The organism is Azospirillum sp. B4 (assembly GCF_000333275.1).
Lineage (GTDB): Bacteria > Pseudomonadota > Alphaproteobacteria > Azospirillales > Azospirillaceae > Nitrospirillum.
Window position 1 is genome coordinate 1 of sequence record NZ_BACU01000194.1, and the last position, 16,898, is coordinate 16,898.

Below are 16,898 nucleotides of genomic sequence, written 5' to 3' on the forward strand. Positions count from 1 at the left end.
CAACGAGGATGACGGCCGGGGTCATCATCGCAGCTGGCACATCTGGACGCCCTGGTTCGGCGGCATCGGCATGATCAGCTTCGCCGTCGGCATGCTGCTGGTGGGCGCCGTGCTCTACATCCTGTTCCCCGGCGTCGTGACCAATGTGGCCGCCGGCATCGCGGGCGAGCCTGGGCCGGCGGCGCTGACCGGCATGGCGGTCCTGGCCCTGGTGCCGGTGATCGGCATCGTTTGCGCCATCACCATCATCGGCATCCCCGTGGCCTTGGTCCTGGGTTTCGCCTATGTCCTGCTGCTGATGGTGGCCATGCCGCTGGCCGGCTTCGCCCTGGCCGACATGGTGACCCAGCGCCGGGGGCCGCCGACCAGCCCGGGCGACCGCATCCGCCGCTATGCCCTGGTGGTGCTGATCCTTGCCGTGCTGCAGCTGGTTCCCTTCGTCGGCGGCCTGGTGAAGTTCGGCCTGCTGCTGATGGGCGTGGGCGGCCTGGTCAGCCATCTGCGCCGCCGGGGGCCTGTACCGGCTTACTGAGCGGCGGTATTGGGACACTGATGCGGGCGGCCCTGGTCCTGGGCCGCCCGCAGCGCCTGACCCTGCGCCAGGATGTCGGACAGGCGCACCGTGGCCAGCGCCGCCTCCAGCGCGGCGTTGGCCTGGGCCAGCGCCCCCACGATGGCCTGGTTGGCCAGATGTTCCACCGGGCATTCCGGATGGTCGGCGGTGGGGCCGATGGTGAAGACGGAGGCCGGCTCCAGCGCCCGGTGCACATCCAGCAGGGTCAGGCCCTCCAAGGGCCGGTTCAGGCGCCAGCCGCCGCGCGGCCCCTTTTCCGAGGTGACATAGCCCCGGTCGCGCAGGCCCGCCATGGTTCGGCGCACCACCACGGGGTTGGTGCTCAGCATGCGGGCGATGGTGTCCGACGTGGCCGCCCCGTCATTGCAGGCCATATGCACCAGGACATGCGCCATGCGCGCCAGCCGCGAATCCCTGCTCAAAACCCGATTCCTTTCCGTGACAGCCCAGCGTAACGGGCGTCGCCCCTATTCGCAACTGTCACAGTGGCATGTCTCTTGACGCCCCAGCTTGAATCGTAATAGTCAGAGTTACGAACACCAATGGAGAGCCACCATGCCTTATGACGTGATCATCATCGGCGGCAGCTACGCCGGCCTTTCGGCCGCATTACAGCTGGGCCGCGCCCGCCGCCGCGTGCTGGTGATCGACGCCGGCCAGCGGCGCAACCGCTTCGCCATCGCCTCCCATGGCTTTCTGGGGCAGGATGGCGCGGCCCCCGGCCAGATCGTGGCCACGGCGCGCGACCAGTTGGCGCGTTACGCCACGGTGGAGATGCTGCAGGGCGCGGCCATCGCCGTTGCCGGGGATGAACAGGGATTCGTGGTGCAGACCACGGGCGGCCCCGTGGCCGGCGCTCGCCTGATCCTAGCCAGCGGGGTGACCGACAACCTGCCGGAGGTGCCGGGCCTGGCGGAGCGCTGGGGCCGCCACGTCTTCCACTGCCCCTACTGCCACGGCTATGAGCTGGATCAGGGTCCCATCGGCGTGCTGGCCACCGGGCCGATGTCGTTGCACCACGCCCAGATGCTGCCCGACTGGGGCGCCACCACCCTGTTCCTGAACAGCGCCTTCGAACCCGACGCCGCCCAATTGGCGGAGCTGGACCGGCGCGGCGTGGTGTTGGAACGCACGCCGGTGGCCGGCTTCTACGATGACGGCGCCGACCTCCGCCTGGCCGATGGGCGCACCGTTCCCCTGGCTGGCGTCTTCACCTTGGCTCAAACCCGCATCACCGGCCCGCTGGCCGCCGAGCTGGGCGTGGACATCGAGGACGGCCCCTTGGGCCAGTGCATCCAGGTGGACGCCATGCAGCAGACCAGCGTCGCCGGCGTCTTCGCCTGTGGCGACGTGGCCCGCCTGGCGGGTTCGGTATCCCTGGCTGTGGCCAGCGGCGCCATGGCCGGTGTCGCCGCGCACCGCTCGCTGATCTTCACGGCGTGATGTTCATTGCCAGACTCGTGGCTCTGCCCCGCTTCCCAACCGTGGCGGGTAGGCCGCGACCCTACGGATGGGAATGGGGGCCGCCGAGGTTTTGCGGGAGGAGCAGCGGGAGGACGCCCGCTGTTTTCAGTATAAAGCCCGCTTGCCCGGCGGCCGGCGCGGCAAGGTCGTTTCCCGGCGCAGGGTAGCGTAGGCGACGGCGATCTGGGCGGCCACTGTGGCGTTGTTCAGCAGCAGGGCGCGGTTGGCCACCAGGCTGGCGCCCTCGGTCAACTGCTCCAGGCGGGACAGCAGGAAGGGCGTCAGCTCCTTGCCGCGCACGCCCTGACCCTCGGCCTCGGCCACCGCCAGGCGGATGGCCTGCTCCGTCGCCTCGGCGTCCAGCGCCGCCTCTTCCGGGATGGGCACGGCGATGAGGACGCCGCCGCCCAGGCCCAACTGCCACTTGGCGCGCAGGACCCGCGCCACGTCGTCGGCCGAATCGCAGCGGCTGTCCACCGGCAGGTTGCAGTTGGCGGTGTAGAAGGCGGGAAAGTTGTCGGTACTGTAGCCCACCACCGGCACGCCCCGTGTCTCCAGGTACTCCAACGTCTTGGGCAGGTCCAGGATGGCCTTGGCCCCGGCGCAGACCACGGCCACGTCGGTGCGGGCCAGTTCCTCCAGGTCGGCGGAGATGTCCAGGGTCGTCTCCGCTCCCCGGTGCACGCCACCGATGCCGCCGGTGGCGAAGACGGCGATGCCGGCCAGGCGGGCGGCGATCATGGTGGCGGCCACGGTGGTCGCGCCATCCCCGCCGGCGGCCAGCACCAGGGGCAGGTCGCGGCGGCTGACCTTGCGGATGCCGCCGGCGGCCAGGCGCTCGAAATCCTCCGCCTCCAGGCCCACGCGGATGCGGCCGTCCAGGATGGCGATGGTGGCGGGCACGGCACCGTTGGCCCGCACCGTGGCCTCCATGGCCTTGGCCGCCTCAATATTGGCGGGATAGGGCAGCCCATGGCTGATCACCGTGGATTCCAGGGCGACGACGGCCCGGCCGGCCTTGATGGCCGCCGAAACCTCCGCCTTGATCACGCAATAGTCCAGCATGCCCGCCCCCGTTTTTCGAATCCGCCCTCAATTGCCGGGCGTTACAGTACCGCCGCCAGCCGGCGGATCAGCTCAGCCGCGCCGGCCGCCGCCGCCTGGCAGAAGGCGGGAAAGTCCATGTGGCTGTCGGATCCGGCCAGGTCACTGAGGCTGCGCACCACCAGATAGGGCACGCCCCACCGCGTCGCCACCTGCGCCACGGACGCCCCCTCCATCTCCACCGCCTGGGCGGAGAAGGTGCGGAACAGCCGGTCGCGCGAGGTCTCGCAGTTCAGGAACTGGTCGCCCGTCAGCACGGTTCCGAAGTGGATGCCGGGCACCCGCGCCTCGCCACCCGTGGCCGCCGCCGACAGGGCCGGCAGCGCCAGGCCGTCCAGCGCCGCGCGGGCCTTGGCCTCCAGCCCCTTGTCCAGGTCATAGCCATGGGCCTCGTCGAAACCCGGCAGGGGCGGCACGCCCGGCTGATAGACCTTCAATTCGCCCTGGGCCAGCGCACCGTAGTCATGCTGCACCAGGCGGGTGGCCACCACCACGTCGCCGATGGCCAGGGCCGGGTCGACACCACCGGCCACGCCGGAGAACAGCAGGGCGCGGCAACCGAACACCTGCAGCAGCAGGGTGGCGACGACGGCGGCGTTGACCTTGCCGATCCCGGCCTCCACCAGCACCACCTCACGGCCGTCCATGGTGCCCCGCTGGAAGGTGAAGCCCGCGATGGCCGTGGTGCCCGCCATCTGGAAATGCGCACCGAAATGGGCGATCTCCTCCGGAATGGCGCAAATCAGCCCCAGCGGGCCGTTCCTTTGCTCGGTCATGTCGGACTTTTCCCATTATTCGCGCGTCATGCCGGCACCATCCCTTGGGTCCCGGGCCAGAACCTCATATATCCTGAGGACATGCCGCCTGTCGCGCTAATCCCTGGCCTCGACGCCGAACCTGACCCGCTGCCCGCCAACATCGCGGGGTGGTTCGCCCATCGCGGCTGGACCCCCCATCCCCATCAGCTGGAGATGCTGCGCGCCGCCCGGCGGGGGGAACACACTCTGCTGATCGCCCCCACCGGCGGCGGCAAGACCCTGGCGGGCTTCCTACCCAGCCTGATCGACCTGTCGGAACGGCCGCGCGAGGGCCTGCACACCCTCTATATCTCGCCGCTCAAGGCCCTGGCGGTGGACATCGCCCGCAACCTGGAACAGCCGGTGGCGGAACTGCGCCTGCCCATCCGGGTGGAGACGCGTACCGGCGACACGCCGGAGGCGAAGCGCCGCCGCCAGCGCGCCCACCCACCGCAGATCCTTATGACCACGGTGGAAAGCCTGGCGCTGCTGCTGTCCTATCCGGAAGCGGCGACGCTGTTCGGCACGGTGCGCACCGTCATCGTGGATGAGCTGCACGCGCTGGCCGGGTCCAAGCGCGGCGACCTGCTGGCCCTGCACCTGGCGCGCCTGGCCAGCCTGGCGCCGGACGCGCGGCGCGTGGGCCTGTCGGCCACCGTGGCGCACCCGCAGGCCCTGGCCGACTACCTGGCCCTGCCCGGCCATCCCGTGGCGCCGCCGGTGCCAGTGAACATCGTGCGCGGCGCCCCCGGCGCCCCAGCGGAGGTCGGCATCCTGCTGACCATGGAGATTCCCTGGGGCGGGCACATGGCCCTGCAGACCATGCCGGACGTCTATGAACAGGTGAAGGCCTGCGGCACCACGCTGATCTTCGTCAACACCCGCGCCCAGGCGGAACTGGTGTTCCAGGAGCTGTGGCGGGTGAACACCGACAACCTGCCCATCGCCTTGCACCATGGCAGCCTGTCCACGGAACAGCGCCGCAAGGTGGAGGCGGCGATGGCGCGCGGCACCTTGCGCGCCGTGGTGGCCACCAGTTCCCTGGATCTGGGCATCGACTGGGCGGCGGTGGACCTGGTGGTGCAGATCGGCGCGCCCAAGGGGGTCAGCCGCCTGCTGCAACGCATCGGCCGCGCCAACCACCGCATCGACCTGACCTCCCGCGCGCTGCTGGTGCCCGCCAACCGGTTCGAGGTGCTGGAATGCAAGGCCGCCATCGACGCCGTGCACGCCGGCACCCTGGACGGCGACCCGCCGCGCCCCGGCGGGCTGGAGGTGCTGGCCCAGCACATCGTCGGCACCGCCTGCGCCGGGCCGTTTGACGCCCAGCACCTGTTCGCGGAGGTCGGCAGTTGCGCCCCTTACGCCCACCTGACGTGGGAAGGGTTCGAACAGGTGATGGATTTCGTCGCCACCGGCGGCTACGCGCTGCGGGCCTATGAGCGGTTCCAGCGCCTGCGCCGCCGCGAGGACGGGCTGTGGCAGTTGGCCAACTGCCAGGTGGCGCGGCAGTACCGCCTGAACGTCGGCACCATCGTGGAGGAGCCGACGGTCAAGGTGCGCATGGCCAACGGCGGCGCCATCGGCGATGTGGAAGAGTACTTCATCCAGGGCCTGGTGCCCGGCGACACCTTCATCTTCGGCGGCCAGCTATTGCGCTTCGTCGGCATGCGCGACAACGCCGCCATCGTGGCCAAGGGTGGCCAGGGGCAACCCAAGGTGCCGGTCTACGCCGGCGGTCGCCTGCCGCTGACCACCCATCTGGCCGACCGCGTGCGCGCCATGCTGGCCGACCCGGGCCAGTGGCGGGAGCTGCCGCCGGAGGTGGCCGAATGGCTGCGCATCCAGCGCTATGTCTCGGCCCTGCCTGACCGTACCGGCCTGCTGGTGGAAACCTTCCCGCGCGGCGGCAAGGAGTTCCTGGTGGCCTACACCTTCGAGGGCCGCAACGCCCACCAGACCCTGGGCATGCTGCTGACCCGCCGCATGGAGCGGCTGGGCCTGCACCCCCTGGGGTTCGTCGCCACCGATTACGTCCTGGCCATCTGGTCGCTGAACACCGCCACGGACATGGACGCCCTGTTCGCGGAAGATATGCTGGGCGACGACCTGGAGGAATGGATGGACGAATCCAGCATGCTGCGCCGGACCTTCCAGACCGTGGCCACCATCGCCGGCACCCTGGAGCGCCGTCATCCGGGGGAGGAGAAGACCAAGCGCCAGATGACGGTCAGCGCCGACCTGATCTACGACGTGCTGCGCCGCCACGACCCCGGCCACCTGCTGCTGCGGGCCACCCGGGCCGAAGCGGCCGCGGGCCTGACCGACGTGCGCCGCCTGGGCGACATGCTGGCCCGCGTGAAGGGCCACATCCGCCATATGGCGCTGGACCGCATCTCCCCCCTGGCCGTGCCCGTGCTGCTGGAGATCGGCCGCGTCATGGTGGGCGGCCGGGCGGACGAGGTGCTGTTGCAGGAGGCCGCCGAGGAGTTGGCGGCCGAGGCCCTGCCCAAGTCCATGCGTGAAGGCCAGGGGCTGCTGCCTTTTTGAGGCCGCGAGGTTTTGGGCAAAAGGAATCCACCCCGGCGCTAACGGGCCTCCTGAAAAACGATGATATAGCCGTCGGGATCTTTGGTGCTGAAGTGCCTCAGCCCGTAGGGCGCCATGGTTGGGGCATCGGCACGAAGGCCGCGCCGCGTGAGTTCATCGAAAGCGTCGTCGACATTGGCGCAACCGATGTAGAGCACCGTATCGCCGTGCGCAGCCACCCGCGCCGGATCGTTTTCCTCAGGCCGTTCGTTCGAGTCGAACTGTGTGTTCAACATGAGCTGCGCCTGTCCATGCCGAAGCCAGACCCAATGGGAGAAGGTGCCTTCGCGGGTCTGCACCTCCGGTGAGGCGGATACCAGGTCGAATCCGAGGATCTCCCGGTAAAACCTCACCGCGGTCGGCATGTCGAAGACGCTGATCAAAGGCGTCATTCCCAGCGCGCCAAGGGTCATGGCGGTCCTCCCTTAAGACCGTCACACTATGGGTGCCCGCCGGGCCACAGCGCAAGCGGCGCGGGGATCGCTCCCGCGCCGCTGTTGGAAGATGACCGTATCAGCCCTGGGTGGACGGATGCTGGTTGTAAGCGTCCAGGACGCGGGTGGTGTAGACCAGGGCAGCGCCGGCGCCGATGGCGATGGCCACGCTCAGCGCCTCGGCGATCTCATCCTTGGTGGCGCCATGGCGGATGGCGGCGTCGGTGTGGACGGTGATACAGCCGTCGCACTTGGCGGTGACCGCCACGGCCAGGGCGATCAGCTCGCGGGTCTTGGCGTCCAGGTGGTTGGTGGCGTTGGCGGCGTTGCTGAGACCGACATAGCCCTTCACCGTTTCCGGGCTGATCTTGGCGTATTCGCCGACGCCGGCCTTAATCTGCTGACGATACTGGTTCCAATCGAGCATCATGGTGTCTGTCCTTTGACCGCTGGGGGAAGGCCGCTTGGCGGCGCGTCCCGGTGTGAACCGATGGACAGAAGGTACCGCCGGACCCGCCGGCGCTGAATGCCCGGGCGGATCGAGGTTGTGACCGCGCGGATCAAGTCGACCGGATGAAACCAACGCCATGAACGCCAGCGACGATGATGTGTTGAGCCAACTGGCCCCCTTGATCCAGGTGCGCCCGCAGGTGGAGCAGCACTGCCTGTTCGGGCCTGGCTGGTCGGCGCCGCACCGGCGGGACGGCGCGGGCTGGGCGCCCTTCCACATCGTCCTGGCGGGGGAGGCCCGGGTCAGCCTGCCCGACGCCGGCCGCACGCTGACGTTGGCGGCGGGCGATGTCCTGCTGCTGCCCCACGGCGCGCCGCACACGGTGCACAGCCCGGGCCCCGGTGCGCCGGCGGCAACAACGCTGGCCAGCCAGGACAACGGCGTGGTGGCGGTGCGGCGCACCAGCGACCTGGCCGGCAAACGTGACGCCGCCCCGGCGCTGGAGCTGATCTGTGGGCGATTCGCCTTTGAGCGGGTGGCGGACAACCCGCTGCTGGCCCTGCTGCCCGACGCCGTGCACCTGAAGGGCGGGGGCCGCCGCCTGGCCCGCCTGGTGGAGACCTTGCGCGACGAGGTGGCGGAGCCGCGCCCCGGCGGCCGGGCCATCGCCACGGACCTCGCCCGCGTCCTGTTCACCATGATCCTGCGCGGCCATCTGGAGGGCCATGGCGAGGGCACGGAGGTGGTGGGACTGCTGGCCCGGCCGGCGACGGCGCGCGTGGTGGCGGCCCTGGTGGGCGACCCGGCACGCGCCTGGACCCTGGACGAACTGGCGGATGCCGCCCATCTTTCCCGCGCCAGCCTGGTGCGCGCCTTCCGCGCCGCCGGCGCCCCCGCCCCGTTGGCCTTCCTGGCCCAGGTGCGCATGACGCTGGCCGTGCGCCATCTGGTGGCGGAGGGGCTGTCGCTGGCGGAGACGGCGGCCCGGGTGGGGTATGAATCGGAAAGCGCGTTCAGCCGCGCCTTCAAACGCCAGTATAACGCGGCGCCCGGCGATTACCGGGATGCCGCCCGCGCCATATGATCTGGGGATCTCGCTTCGCATGAACGCCCGTTTCGGCACCGGCCATACCGGCGACCAGACCGCCCTGACCGTGAACGGGGCCACGGTGCTGGCGGATGCCAGCGGCGCCCTGTTCTGGCCGGATCGCGGCCTGCTGGTGGTGGCCGACCTGCATCTGGAGAAGGGGTCGGCCTTCGCCCGGCGCGGCGCCTTGCTACCGCCCTACGACACCGCCGCCACCCTGGCCCGGCTGGAGGCCGTCTGCCACCGGCTGTCACCCACCCGCGTGCTGTGCCTGGGCGACAGTTTCCACGACGGCCGCGCCGGTGACCGGGTGTCGGCTGGGGACGGCCGGCGCTTGGCGGCGCTGATCCAGGGCCGTGAGTGGCTGTGGGTGGTGGGCAACCATGACCCGGCCCCCCCGCCGGACTGGGGCGGACAGGTGGTGGCCGACTGGATCGAAGGACCGCTGGTCTTCCGGCATGAGGCGGAGGAGGGAAATCCGGCGGGTGAAGTCTCGGGTCACTACCACCCCAAGGCCAGCGTGCCCACGCGGGCGCGGCGGGTGGGTGGCCGCTGCTTCATCACCGACGGGCGACGCCTGGTGTTGCCGGCCTTCGGTGCCTACACCGGCGGGCTGGACGTGCGGGAAGCGGCATTGCGTCGTCTATTCCCCGACACCTTCAGCATCGTGCTGCTGCATCGGGACCGCGGCTATGCCTTCCACTCGGCCCACATCCTGGGGACCGACCTGGCGGATACCGGCACTTAACGACCATCACGGTCTTGGGAGGAGTCCCCGAAAAGGAAACGGGCGGCCCGGGGATGGGGGGACCCGGGCCGCCCTTAGGTCGTCCGCTGAACGCGCTTTGGGGGGTGCGCAGCCAGGCCGGGATGGGGGAACCGGTACACTGGATCATCGAGCGGACATGATCTCAGATAGGATCACCTCCGGGAAAAACAAGCACGCCAATACATCAGGATAGGGTGGGGAATAGATTTCACCGGGAGTGATCCACCGGATGGGCGGGTACGTATCTTTTGTCATACGCGGTTCGTCCTGCGTCACAACGTCCCTCATCCTGCCAGAACCGGCATGGTGGCCCATGGCGGCACCCGCCCGCGATATTTCTTCTTGCCCGCTATTGTAGCGCTCACAGCCCACCGCTCTTGCCAGCGCATGCCAGCCCTCACCAAAATGCCAGGGTTTGCCTGATGTCCCCAGGGTCCGCCTGATGTCCGACGCCTCCGCCGCTCCCGTCATCGTCTGGTTCCGCCAGGACCTGCGTGTGGCCGACAACCCCGCGCTGGCCCATGCCGCCCGGATGGGCCGGCCTGTAGTCCCCCTCTACATCCTGGACGACCAGACCGCCGGCCCCTGGGCGCCCGGCGGGGCGTCGCGCTGGTGGCTGCACCACAGCCTGTCGGCGCTGGGCGGCGCGCTCTGTGACCTTGGGGCGCCCCTGGTTCTGCGCCACGGCCGGGCGGACGTGGCGCTGCGAACCCTGGTGCGGGAGGTCGGGGCCGACGCGGTGGTGTGGAACCGGTGCTATGAGCCCCATGCCATCGCCCGCGACAGCGCCCTGAAGGCCGACCTGAAAGCGGACGGCATCGCCGTCGACACCTTCAACGCCGCCCTGCTGGCCGAGCCGTGGACGGTGAAGACCGGCAGCGGCGGCCCCTATAAGGTTTTCACCCCTTTCTGGAGATGCGTGCGGGAGGGGCTGGAGCCAGGCCCGCCTTTACCTGCGCCGACGCGGCTGACGGCACCGGCAGCACCCCCCGCCGGCGACCGCCTGGCCGACTGGGCTTTACTGCCGACCCGGCCGGATTGGGCCGGGGGCCTGCGGGACCATTGGACGCCGGGGGAGCGGGACGCCACCCGGCGGCTGACCGATTTCCTGGCCCACGCCGTGGACCGCTATCCCGAGGGCCGCGACTATCCCGCCCAGCCCCTGACCTCCCGCCTGTCTCCGCACCTGCATTTCGGCGAAATCTCCCCCCGCCAGATCTGGGCGGCCACGGAGGGGCGCGGCGGCATTGGCGTGGAGAGCTTCCAGAGGGAACTGGGGTGGCGCGAATTCTGCCATCACCTGCTCTACCATTTCCCGTTCCTGCCGGAACAGCCCCTGAACCCCCGGTTCGAGGCGTTCGCCTGGGACGGGAACGCCGGCCACCTGGCGGCCTGGCAACGGGGCCGCACCGGCTATCCCATCGTCGACGCCGGCATGCGCGAATTGTGGACCACCGGCTGGATGCACAACCGCGTGCGCATGATCGTGGGGTCCTTCCTGGTGAAGCATCTGCTGTTGCCCTGGACCGCGGGCCAGGCCTGGTTCTGGGACACGCTGGTGGACGCGGACCTGGCCAACAATGCGGCCAGCTGGCAATGGATCGCCGGCTGCGGCGCCGATGCCGCCCCATATTTCCGGGTGTTCAATCCCGTGCTGCAGGGGGAGAAATTCGACGCCAGGGGCGAATATGTCCGCCGTTGGGTGCCGGAGTTGGCGGGCCTGCCGGACCGCGTGCTGCACCAGCCCTGGATGGCCGACCCCGTCACCCTGCGGGCCGCCGGGGTGCGGCTGGGCCATGACTATCCCCATCCGATCGTGGACCACAAGGCGGCGCGGCAGCGCGCGCTGGACACTTTCGCCGCGATCAAGGACGACAACGGCTAATAGCTCGGGTTAAATGCGCCCAGCGATGAAGGAGTGCGGGTATGAAGATCGCCGTCATCGGTGCCGGCATCACGGGTATGAGCTGCGCCTGGCTGCTGGCGCGCCAAGGCCATGACGTCAGCCTGTTCGAACAGAACGGCACGCCAGGCGGCCACTCCAACACGGTGGACGTGCCGGGCCGGGGTGCCCACCCCTTGCCGGTGGACACGGGTTTCATCGTCTACAACGCCGCGACCTACCCCAATCTGGTGGCGCTGTTCGACCACCTGGACGTGCCCACCCAGGCGTCGGACATGTCCTTCGCCGTCACGCTGGACCGCGGGAAGCTGGAATATTCCGGCACCAACCTGGCCGGCATGTTCGCGCAGAAGCGCAACCTGCTGTCCCCCACTACCACCTGATGCTGCGGGACATCCTGCGCTTCTACAAGACGGCGCCGTCCTTGCTGGACCAGCCGTCGGCCGCCGCCATGACCCTGGGCAAATATTTGGTGGCGCAGCGCTATGGCCATCGCTTCATCTACGACCACCTGCTGCCCATGGGGGCCGCCATCTGGTCTTCCACCATCGGGGAGATGTTGTCCTTCCCGGTACAGAGCTTCGTGCGTTTCTTCTGCAACCACGGCCTGCTGAAGCTGAAAGAGCGGCCGCAGTGGCGCACGGTGACGGGTGGCAGCCGCAGCTACGTCACCCGGCTGACACGCTCCCTGGAGGGGCACGTGCACACCGGGCGCGCCATCTCCGCCCTGCGGCGCACGGGCAGCGCCGTCCATATCCAGGACGCGCACGGCTGGAGCGGCAGCTTCGACCAGGTGGTGGTGGCGACGCACGCCGACCAGGCGCTGGCGCTGCTGACCGACCCGTCGGAGGAGGAGCGCCGTGTCCTGGGGGCCTTCCGCTATCAGATGAACCGGGCGGTGCTGCACCGCGACCCGGCCCTGATGCCCCGCCGCGCCAAGGCCTGGTCCAGCTGGAACTACAGCGCCAATTCAACCCGCGACCGCGACGCCAAGGTCTCCGTCACCTATTGGATGAACCTGCTGCAAGGACTGGACAAGCGGGTGCCCCTGTTCGTGACCCTCAATCCCATCGTGGAGCCGCGCGCATCGCTCAAGGTGCGGGAATTCATCTACGATCATCCCATGTTCGACTTGGCCGCCGTGACGGCGCAGCAGGACCTGGGCCTGATCCAGGGCGTGCGCCGCACCTGGTTCTGCGGGTCCTACTGCGGCTACGGCTTCCATGAGGACGGTCTGGCGGCCGGCTTGGCGGTCGCCGAATCGATGGGCGCTCAGCGCCCCTGGCAGGTCACCGACATGTCCCCCGCCGGCCGCAACGCCCGCCCCCGCGGCGGCGCCCGCCTGGCGGAGGCGGGGTGATGGGGGCGGGGTGACGCAGTCAGTCGACGCCGCCAGCGACACGGAGTTCGACGCCCCGCTATTTCGTGCCACCGATTTTCGTGCCATCCGACCCGGCGGAAGGTTTCGCCGTCGTGCGCTATCCGGCGGCCTGACCTCGGCCGGCCAGGAAATCGGCGATGGCGGCCCCCAAGTCGGGCTTGGTCACGGCGCTCATGTGGTCGCCGGGGATTTCCACGTAGCGGGCATCGGGCAGGGCGTCCACCAGCTCCTGGGCGGAGCCGTTGTCGCGGTCCTGCGCGCCGGCGGTGATCAGGATGGGCAGGTCCAGGCCGGCCAGCACGGCCGGCGGCGTGTCGACAAAGGTCTCCAGCACGTTCAGCAAGGCGACGGGATCGCCGCCCACGGTCTTCAGGAAGGCCTCCGCCATCCATTCCGGCGAGCCGCGCTCGAACGTGCCGAGCTTGGTCAGGATGCGACGGAAGTGGTCTCCCCGGCCGGCGGTGTTGGTCAGTCCCGCCAGACCCATGCCAGCGCAGATGGCGCGGGCCGGCCGGGCGCCCCGGGCCAGCATGCGCATGGTGGTGCGCCCGCCCAACGAATAGCCGCCCAGGTCATAATCGTTCAGACCCAGGTGCTCCACCAGCGCCAGGCCGTCTTCGGCCAGCACATCGGGCGGATAGGCCGAGATCTCGTGAGGCTTGGCGCTGTCGCCATGGGCCCGCAGGTCCGGCATGATGACGCGGTAGCCGCGTTCCGCGATGCGGGCGGCATGGCCGTACTTCAGCCAATTGACCGTGGCGGTGGAAAAGAAGCCGTGGATCAGCACCAGCGGCCGGCCCTGTCCCAGTTCACGATAGGCCAGGCGCTGGCCGTCGCGGCCAAAGAAATACTGGATGGCGATGTCGGGTGTGGCCACGGGCGTGCGTCCGGCGTTGGGGAAGGGTCCGCCGCCGAAGGTATCGCCCGCCCACGCCGTTGTTAAGATTCCGCCGGTCCTAGCGGCCGAGCGCCTTGCGCATGCCCCACGCGGCCAGTTGCGTGCCGCAGGCCATGGTCATCAGCTTGGGCCCCTGGCGCTGATAGCCCATGGCCTCGTAGAAGCCGACCGCGTTCATGGAGGAGGTGAGCTGCAAGGCGCCGGCGCCCCGGTCGCGCGCCACGCCCTCAATCTCCATCAGCAGCCGGCGACCGGTGCCCTTGGCCGCCACCGGGTCGACATAGACGGCCCGCACCTCCGCGCTGTAGAGGGCGGAGAAGCCCACGACGCGGCCGGCCTGGTCGGCCACCATCACATGCTCCCCCCACTCCGTCATCGCGGTGCGATAGTCGGCCGCCTCACGCCCGCCCAGCAGCGCGATCAGCTGTTCCGGCGAATAGTGCCCGGCGCAGAAGGCGTGGACGGAGCGGATGTGGACCTGACGAATGCCATCGGCATCGGTGGTGTCGGCGGGCCGGATGACCGGGGCCGGGGCGTCAGGAGGGGGGGTGCGTATGCTCGACCGGTACATGCCGCCCAATTCTATCCTCGCCTGAGGCTTTGGCAGCGGCCGGGGCCTTCTGCCACCGGTCGCGGTCATTCAAATGGAGCGTGCGCGGTCCCTGGCCCCAACGCGGGAAAGCTGCACGGATCCGGAGTATGCACGGGGAAGACGCCAGGGGCGATGTTCCAACCGCATAGCCTGCTATTTTTACGGTTATCACGACGGCGCGCAAGGCGACATATCCGCCACAGGGCGCTGAACGCCATCACGATGCCGCCGCCGGGGTCTTCCATCCGCCGCCGCCGCCGCTATCTTGAAGGGACGTTCTTCCTGTCACGGGCCTGATTGTTGGACACGCCATTCTTGGACACGTCGCTCACCCCCGCCCCCCTTCTGGATGCTGGCGAACCGCCGGCCGTGTCCGTGATGAACCCGCACGGCGCCGCCCCCGTGGTGCTGCTGTGTGAGCATGCGTCGCATCGCGTGCCCAACCGGCTGGGCACCCTGGGCGTGCCGGTGGCCGACAGGGAACGGCACATCGCCTGGGACATCGGGGCGGAGGCGGTGACCCGCGAGCTCGCGCGGTGCCTGGACGCGCCCGCCGTGATCGCCGGATATTCCCGGCTGGTGGTGGACCTCAACCGCCCGCTGAACAGCCCGACCCTGATGCCGGCCGTCAGCGACGGCACCCCGATCCTGGCCAACCAGGCGCTGACGGAAAGCGACCGCCAGGCGCGATTGGACGCCCTGTTCCATCCCTACCACGCCGCCGTCCACGCCTGCGTGGACGCCAAGCGTGCGGCCGGGCAGGTGCCCGCCATCATCTCCGTCCACAGCTTCACGCCGGTCATGGACGGCGTCCGGCGGCCCTGGCATCTGGGCGTGCTGTGGGACCAGGACGGCCGTCTGCCCCTGCCGCTGCTGGACCTGCTGCGGGCCCAGCCGGGCGTAGTGGTGGGCGACAACGCCCCCTACTCGGGGCGCGATGGCCACGGCTATACCCTGAATACCCACTCCACCCGTCCGGGCCTGCCTGGCGTGCTGATCGAGATCCGGCAGGACCTGATTGGCGACACCGCCGGCGTGGCGCGCTGGGCGTCCCTGCTGGCGGACGCCCTTGGACGGCTGGTCGGCCACCCCGATATACACCACGTGCTGGCCGGCGCCTGAGCCGGCCGCCCCCTTCCATTCCCTGAGGATATCCCATGGTTCCCGACATCGACGACGCCACCCGGGTGCAGCTTGAGGCCGCCGCCTTCCGCCGGCTGGTGACGCATTTGCGTGAGCGCACCGACGTCCAGAACATCGACCTGATGAATTTGGCGGGCTTCTGCCGCAACTGCCTGTCCAAATGGTACCGCGCGGCGGCGGAGGAAAAGGGCGTCGCCCTGGATTACGAGGCCGCGCGGGAAATCGTCTACGGCATGCCGTATGACGACTTCAAACGCCTGCACCAGCGCGAGGCCACGGCGGAACAGAAAGCCGCGTTCGAGCAGAACAAACCCAAGGATTGAGGCCCCAAGGACTGAGACTTGCCCGCGCGCACCGGCGCGGGTAAGGTCGCGCCCTCACCATTCAGACCACCACTTGAAATGAAGAGGCATTCCCCATGTCGGACGCCCCGGTAACGGATGTTGGCGGCATCGCCGGCGAACGCCTGCGCTCCATCATCGAGCGTATCGAACGCCTGGAAGAGGACAAGAAGGGCATCGCGGACGATATCAAGGATATCTACGCCGAAGCCAAGGGCACCGGGTTCGAGACCAAGATCCTCCGCCAGATCATCCGCCTGCGGAAGATGGAAAAGAACGACCGGCAGGAGCAGGACGCCCTGCTGGAACTGTACAAGGCCGCACTCGGCATGGAGTGAGGCGCGGGGCCGCACGGGTCCCGAGCAGGCAGGAAGGCCGGGCCGCCGCGGGGCGCCCGGCCTTTTTCACGTCCTGGACTCAATCGAAACGGTAGGCGTCCATGGCCAGGGCCCCTAGTTGCACGGTGGCGTGCAGGCGGCGCCCCGGCTGACCGGGGGACGCGGCGCCCACGGCGGCGAACAGGGGCAGCAGGTGCTCGTCGCGCGGATGGTTCTGGCGGGCGAAGGGCGCGCGGGCGCGGTAGTCGTCCAGGGCCGCCACGTCGGCGCCGCTGACCTTGTCGTGAATCCAGGACTGGAAGGCCGCCGCCCAGGGCGCCACCTCGTCCGTGCCCTCCCAGGTCAGCGCCCCCAGATTGTGGGTCAGGGAGCCGGAGGCGATGATCATCACACCCTGGTCGCGCAGGGGACGCAGGGCCTCGCCCAGGCGGCGGTGATGGGCAGGGCCCAGTTGCGGCTGGATGGACAGCTGGGCGACGGGGATGTCGGCTTCAGGGAACATCAGGATCAGGGGCACCCAAGCGCCGTGGTCCAGGCCGCGCGGCTGGCCGCCGGTGACGGCGATGCCGGCGGTGGCCAGGGCCGCGAGCGCCGACCGGGCCACGTCCGGCGCACCCGGCGCCGGGTAGCGCATCTCGAACAGCGCGCGAGGGAAGCCGCCGAAGTCGTGAATGGTCTCCGGCTGGTCGGCCAGGGAGGCGGAGGGGATCGCCGTCTCCCAATGGGCGGACAGCACCAAAATGGCGCGGGGGACGCCAGCGGCCAGGATCTCGCGGCCGAGATCCTGCAGGAAACGCCGCGCCGGGCTGTCCTCCAGGGCCAGCATGGGGGAACCATGGGAAATGAAGTAGACCGGCTGGCGCACCGCCGCGCCGACGGCGGGGGCGGACGAAATGGCGGTGGCGAGGGCGGAGGACATGGGTGGAGGGGACTTTGGATAAAGAAGATGATCCTTCAACATGGCCCCGTCTTTACCATTTGCCAATCACTGGCAATCAATTCATCATTCATGGTATTGATGCTGCTGCCCCTG

The 16,898-nt window shown here is 69.5% G+C and carries 19 protein-coding genes; 11 read left to right on the forward strand and 8 right to left on the reverse strand.

Going from position 1 to position 16,898, the window contains the following annotated elements; translation table 11 throughout:
- A partial coding sequence (locus tag I55_RS36945; protein WP_044560125.1) for a hypothetical protein occupies nucleotides 1-532 on the forward strand: 532 nt, incomplete at its 5' end.
- Here the strand turns inward: I55_RS36945 and I55_RS08690 are convergent.
- Complete coding sequence (locus tag I55_RS08690; protein ID WP_085939970.1) at nucleotides 526-996, reverse strand: Rrf2 family transcriptional regulator; 471 nt, start codon at nucleotides 994-996, stop codon at nucleotides 526-528. The two genes, I55_RS36945 and I55_RS08690, sit on opposite strands and share 7 nt — an antisense overlap.
- 133 nt (nucleotides 997-1,129) lie before the next feature.
- Between I55_RS08690 and I55_RS08695 the strand changes: the two genes are divergently transcribed.
- Nucleotides 1,130-2,017: an NAD(P)/FAD-dependent oxidoreductase gene (locus I55_RS08695; RefSeq protein WP_044560126.1), complete on the forward strand. Its 888-nt coding sequence runs from the start codon at nucleotides 1,130-1,132 to the stop codon at nucleotides 2,015-2,017.
- Nucleotides 2,018-2,143: 126 nt separating this feature from the next.
- Here the strand turns inward: I55_RS08695 and I55_RS08700 are convergent, their stop codons facing one another.
- Together I55_RS08700 and I55_RS08705 are read right to left on the reverse strand one after the other, a co-directional pair.
- Nucleotides 2,144-3,103 carry a pseudouridine-5'-phosphate glycosidase gene (locus I55_RS08700; protein ID WP_044560127.1) on the reverse strand — a complete coding sequence of 320 codons (960 nt, stop codon included), beginning with the start codon at nucleotides 3,101-3,103 and terminating at the stop codon, nucleotides 2,144-2,146.
- Between the two features lie 41 nt (nucleotides 3,104-3,144).
- Complete coding sequence (locus I55_RS08705; protein ID WP_044560129.1) at nucleotides 3,145-3,918, reverse strand: 5'-methylthioadenosine/adenosylhomocysteine nucleosidase; 774 nt, start codon at nucleotides 3,916-3,918, stop codon at nucleotides 3,145-3,147.
- An 81-nt stretch (nucleotides 3,919-3,999) separates the two neighbouring features.
- Between I55_RS08705 and I55_RS08710 the strand changes: the two genes are divergently transcribed.
- Nucleotides 4,000-6,489: a ligase-associated DNA damage response DEXH box helicase gene (locus I55_RS08710; protein WP_044560130.1), complete on the forward strand. Its 2,490-nt coding sequence runs from the start codon at nucleotides 4,000-4,002 to the stop codon at nucleotides 6,487-6,489.
- A gap of 38 nt (nucleotides 6,490-6,527) precedes the next feature.
- Here I55_RS08710 and I55_RS08715 read toward each other — a convergent pair whose 3' ends face one another.
- Together I55_RS08715 and I55_RS08720 are read right to left on the reverse strand one after the other, a co-directional pair.
- Nucleotides 6,528-6,941 carry a glyoxalase/bleomycin resistance/extradiol dioxygenase family protein gene (locus tag I55_RS08715; protein WP_044560131.1) on the reverse strand — a complete coding sequence of 138 codons (414 nt, stop codon included), beginning with the start codon at nucleotides 6,939-6,941 and terminating at the stop codon, nucleotides 6,528-6,530.
- Nucleotides 6,942-7,041: 100 nt separating this feature from the next.
- Nucleotides 7,042-7,389: a carboxymuconolactone decarboxylase family protein gene (locus I55_RS08720; protein ID WP_044560137.1), complete on the reverse strand. Its 348-nt coding sequence runs from the start codon at nucleotides 7,387-7,389 to the stop codon at nucleotides 7,042-7,044.
- A gap of 160 nt (nucleotides 7,390-7,549) precedes the next feature.
- Between I55_RS08720 and I55_RS08725 the strand changes: the two genes are divergently transcribed.
- The 5 genes from I55_RS08725 to I55_RS08740 all read left to right on the forward strand — a co-directional run bounded on the left by I55_RS08725 (nucleotide 7,550) and on the right by I55_RS08740 (nucleotide 12,532).
- Nucleotides 7,550-8,497, forward strand: coding sequence for an AraC family transcriptional regulator (locus tag I55_RS08725; protein ID WP_044560132.1), 948 nt, complete (start codon nucleotides 7,550-7,552; stop codon nucleotides 8,495-8,497).
- Nucleotides 8,498-8,516: 19 nt separating this feature from the next.
- Nucleotides 8,517-9,248 (forward strand): ligase-associated DNA damage response endonuclease PdeM, encoded by a 732-nt coding sequence (gene pdeM / locus I55_RS08730; RefSeq protein ID WP_044560138.1) that lies wholly within the window; start codon nucleotides 8,517-8,519, stop codon nucleotides 9,246-9,248.
- A gap of 463 nt (nucleotides 9,249-9,711) precedes the next feature.
- The gene (locus I55_RS08735; RefSeq protein ID WP_044560133.1) at nucleotides 9,712-11,154 is read left to right on the forward strand and encodes a deoxyribodipyrimidine photo-lyase; all 1,443 of its coding nucleotides are present in this window, start codon (nucleotides 9,712-9,714) and stop codon (nucleotides 11,152-11,154) included.
- 41 nt (nucleotides 11,155-11,195) lie between these two features.
- Complete coding sequence (locus I55_RS39290; RefSeq protein WP_307718698.1) at nucleotides 11,196-11,555, forward strand: FAD-dependent oxidoreductase; 360 nt, start codon at nucleotides 11,196-11,198, stop codon at nucleotides 11,553-11,555.
- Nucleotides 11,555-12,532 (forward strand): NAD(P)/FAD-dependent oxidoreductase, encoded by a 978-nt coding sequence (locus I55_RS08740; RefSeq protein WP_307718699.1) that lies wholly within the window; start codon nucleotides 11,555-11,557, stop codon nucleotides 12,530-12,532. Before I55_RS39290 ends, I55_RS08740 begins: the two co-directional genes overlap by 1 nt.
- Nucleotides 12,533-12,650: 118 nt before the next feature.
- On the opposite strand, the gene I55_RS08745 is transcribed toward I55_RS08740, so the two are convergent.
- Both I55_RS08745 and I55_RS08750 read right to left on the reverse strand, forming a co-directional pair.
- Nucleotides 12,651-13,430 (reverse strand): alpha/beta fold hydrolase, encoded by a 780-nt coding sequence (locus tag I55_RS08745; protein WP_044560134.1) that lies wholly within the window; start codon nucleotides 13,428-13,430, stop codon nucleotides 12,651-12,653.
- Nucleotides 13,431-13,509: 79 nt separating this feature from the next.
- A complete protein-coding gene (locus I55_RS08750) occupies nucleotides 13,510-14,022 on the reverse strand; it encodes a GNAT family N-acetyltransferase (RefSeq protein ID WP_049973963.1) in 513 nt (170 codons plus the stop codon).
- Nucleotides 14,023-14,358: 336 nt separating this feature from the next.
- Between I55_RS08750 and I55_RS08755 the strand changes: the two genes are divergently transcribed.
- From I55_RS08755 to I55_RS08765, 3 genes are all read left to right on the forward strand, one after another.
- Nucleotides 14,359-15,165: an N-formylglutamate amidohydrolase gene (locus I55_RS08755; protein ID WP_252181083.1), complete on the forward strand. Its 807-nt coding sequence runs from the start codon at nucleotides 14,359-14,361 to the stop codon at nucleotides 15,163-15,165.
- A gap of 35 nt (nucleotides 15,166-15,200) precedes the next feature.
- Nucleotides 15,201-15,509, forward strand: coding sequence for a DUF1244 domain-containing protein (locus I55_RS08760; RefSeq protein ID WP_199902520.1), 309 nt, complete (start codon nucleotides 15,201-15,203; stop codon nucleotides 15,507-15,509).
- A 95-nt stretch (nucleotides 15,510-15,604) separates the two neighbouring features.
- Entirely contained in the window at nucleotides 15,605-15,865 is a 261-nt protein-coding gene (locus I55_RS08765) for a DUF2312 domain-containing protein (protein WP_044560135.1), read from the forward strand.
- A 79-nt stretch (nucleotides 15,866-15,944) separates the two neighbouring features.
- Here the strand turns inward: I55_RS08765 and I55_RS08770 are convergent, their stop codons facing one another.
- Nucleotides 15,945-16,784 carry a class III extradiol ring-cleavage dioxygenase gene (locus tag I55_RS08770; RefSeq protein ID WP_083900957.1) on the reverse strand — a complete coding sequence of 280 codons (840 nt, stop codon included), beginning with the start codon at nucleotides 16,782-16,784 and terminating at the stop codon, nucleotides 15,945-15,947.
- Nucleotides 16,785-16,898: the final 114 nt, after the last annotated feature.